The 3,053-nt window shown below is 70.8% G+C and carries 2 protein-coding genes, 1 tRNA gene and 1 other RNA gene; 3 read left to right on the top strand and 1 reads right to left on the bottom strand.

Features of this window, described 5'->3' with window-relative positions; translation table 11 throughout:
* Positions 1 to 1,185: tetratricopeptide repeat protein (locus FAF44_RS52610; RefSeq protein ID WP_237111021.1), on the top strand; the 1,185-nt coding region annotated here is incomplete at its 5' end.
* A gap of 99 nt (positions 1,186 to 1,284) precedes the next feature.
* On the opposite strand, the gene FAF44_RS52605 is transcribed toward FAF44_RS52610, so the two are convergent.
* Positions 1,285 to 1,369, bottom strand: a tRNA-Ser gene (locus FAF44_RS52605).
* Between the two features lie 96 nt (positions 1,370 to 1,465).
* On the opposite strand from FAF44_RS52605, the gene ffs reads away from it, so the two are divergent.
* Both ffs and FAF44_RS52595 read left to right on the top strand, forming a co-directional pair.
* Positions 1,466 to 1,561, top strand: an RNA gene (ffs, locus tag FAF44_RS52600) — signal recognition particle sRNA small type.
* Positions 1,562 to 1,592: 31 nt separating this feature from the next.
* On the top strand, positions 1,593 to 3,053 hold a 1,461-nt coding region (locus FAF44_RS52595), incomplete at its 3' end, for a DNA polymerase III subunit gamma and tau (RefSeq protein WP_237111020.1).

Below are 3,053 nucleotides of genomic sequence, written 5' to 3'. Positions count from 1 at the left end.
ACCCACACCCCCGCCGCCACCGCCGCCCTGACCGGCTGGCCGCGTCACCGAGCCGAGGCCGCCCTGGAACGCCTCCAGGACGCCCGCCTCCTCGAAGCCGGATTCGACCGCTACCAGTTGCACGACCTGGTCGGCCTCTATGCCCGCGAACAGGCCCATCAGGACTCGTCGGAGGAGGAACGCGGCACTGCCGTACGGCGCGCGCTCCACCACTACCTGACCACCCTGTGGATGGCGAGCACCATCCTCAACACCGACCCCGTACCGCGATGTCCCGTCGAACTGCCCGACACCATCTTCAAGGACGCGGCCGAGGCGGAACGCTGGATACAGGACGAGCGGGACAACCTGCTCGCCGCCACGCAGCAGGCGCTGGCCGGGCCCGACCCGGCGACCGCCATCGGCCTGGCCATCGGACTCCACTGGCCCTTCTGCTACCAGGGCTGGCACACGCAACTGGCCGAAATCTACGCGCACGCCATCGAGGCGGCCGATCGCATCGCGGCATGGGAGGACAAAGCCCAGCTAGGCAGCTTCCTCGGCTGGGTCTACCGCGACCAGGGCCGCTACGACGCCGCGATCGCGCAACTGGAGACGGCTCTCACCGACTGGGACCGCGCCGGTCTGCCTCGGCGGAAGATCGGGGTGCTCAACAACCTCGGCGTCATCAACACGATCGTGGGCCGGCTCGACGAGGCACTCGCCTACCTGGAGTCCGCGCTGGAGCTCAACGACGCCGCCGAACGCCCCGGGGCCACGGCCACGATCCGTAACAACCGGGTGCACGTCTACTACCGCCAGGGGCGCTTCGACGAGGCGATCGCGGAAGCCCGCCGGCTGGTGGAACCGGGGTCGAAGACGGGCCCGCTCGCCGACGCGGGCATCGCGTTCGGTTCGCTGGGCGACGCCTACCGTCATGCCGGCCGGCTGTCCGAGGCGGTGGAGAGCTACACGACGGCTGTGCGGCTGCTCCGCGAGTCGGGATACCGCCTGAAGGAAGCCGTGTCCCGCTGGTGGTTCGGCACCACACTGCACGACCTCGAACAGCACGGCGAGGCGCGGGAACAGTGGGCGGACTCCGTCCGCCTGCTGTGTGACGCCCGCCTGCTCACGCCACGGGAGGCCACCGAGATCCTCGGCCAGGCCCTGCCGGAGACCCCTCAGCCGATCAAGAACATGCTCTGACCGGATCGAGGCGCCCGGAAGGCCGGCTGGGACTGGAATAGCAAAAGGGGCCGACTTGGATGGGGTCGGCCCCTTCGCGTTTACTGCCTCAACCAGGCGCGGAGGATAGGGGATTTGAACCCCTGAAAGGTTGCCCTTTACACGCTTTCCAAGCGTGCGCCCTCGGCCACTAGGCGAATCCTCCGCCGACGAGCTTACCGGACTTCTCGGGGTGCGCCGACCATGTTTCCTGGGGTTCTCGGGGATGGAGCGAGCACTGCCGCGTACGGCTAGACTGTCCAGGGACCCCTCGCGCGGCGTCATCCTGTGAACCTCCCCAGGGCCGGAAGGCAGCAAGGATAAGCGGGCTCTGGCGGGTGTGCGGGGGGTCTCTTCGTTGAGTGCCCCCTCGCAGGCGGGATGGTCGTATGAGCCTTGCGCTGTATCGCAGGTACCGACCCGGGACCTTCGCCGAGGTCAAGGGTCAGGAACACGTCACCGATCCGCTGCGGCAGGCGTTGCGTACGGGCCGGATCAACCACGCCTACCTGTTCAGCGGCCCGCGCGGGTGTGGCAAGACCTCCAGCGCCCGCATCCTGGCGCGCTCTCTCAACTGCGAGCAGGGCCCCACGCCCGACCCGTGCGGCGAGTGCGAGTCGTGTGTCGCGCTGGCCCCGACCGGTCCCGGGCACCTCGACGTCATCGAGATCGACGCCGCCTCGCACGGTGGCGTCGACGACGCGCGCGACCTGCGCGAGCGGGCCTTCTTCGCCCCCGTCTCCGCGCGCTACAAGATCTACATCATCGACGAGGCGCACATGGTGACCCGCGAGGGTTTCAACGCGCTGCTCAAGCTCGTCGAGGAGCCCCCGCCGCACCTGAAGTTCATCTTCGCGACGACGGAGCCGGAGAAGGTCATCGGCACCATCAAGTCGCGTACGCACCACTACCCGTTCCGGCTGATGCCGCCCGCGACGCTCAAGGGGCTGCTGGAGGAGATCCTCTCCGCCGAGAGCGTGCCCTTCGAGCCGACCGCGCTGCCCCTCGTCGTACGCGCCGGGGCCGGGTCCGCGCGTGACTCGCTGTCCATCCTCGACCAGTTGCTCGCCGGGGCGGAGGAGGACGGCATCACCTACGCCAAGGCCGTCTCCCTGCTCGGCTACACCGACGGCGACCTGCTCGACGAGGTCGTCAACGCCTTCGCGACCAGAGACGGCGGCCAGGTCTTCCACGCGGTCAACCGGGTGATCGAGGGCGGGCACGACCCCCGCCGGTTCGCCTCCGACCTGCTCGAACGCTTCCGCGACCTGGTGATCCTGGCGAACGTGCCCGAGGCGGCCTCCAGCGGGCTGCTCGACCGTCCCGCCGACGAGTTGGAGCGGCTGGTGCAGCAGGCCGCCTCCATGGGGCCCGCCGAGCTCACCCGCGCCGCCGAGGTCTTCAACGCCGGGCTCACCGAGATGCGCGGCGCGACCTCGCCGCGGCTGCTGCTGGAGCTGATGTGCGCGCGTGTCCTGCTGCCCGGTGCGGCGCAGGGCGAGGGGGCGCTGCTGGCCCGTCTCGAACGCCTCGAACGCGGTGGTGCCGTGGCTCAGATGGCGGCCAGGGCGTCGGCGTCCACGGCCGTGGTGACCGGGCCTGTCTCCGCCGCTACGCCCGTGAGGTCCGGGCAGCCGGTGAGCGCGGTCGGGGCACAGGTCGTCTCCGCTGGGCATGGCGCGGGGAGTGCCGGCGGTGACACGGCCGCTCCGGCCGCTCCGGCCGCTCCGGTCGCGCCGGCCGCGCAGCCGCAGGCGGCTCCGGCTTCGAACGGGGGCGGGGGCGACTGGCCCGAGGCCGTGCGTCCGGGTTCTCCCGCACCGGCCCCCCCGGCCCCCCCGGCCCCCGTT

The sequence above is a fragment of the Nonomuraea sp. MG754425 genome (assembly GCF_021699195.1).
Taxonomy (GTDB): Bacteria; Actinomycetota; Actinomycetes; order Streptosporangiales; family Streptosporangiaceae; genus Nonomuraea.
This window is presented reverse-complemented; position numbering and strand designations above follow the sequence as displayed.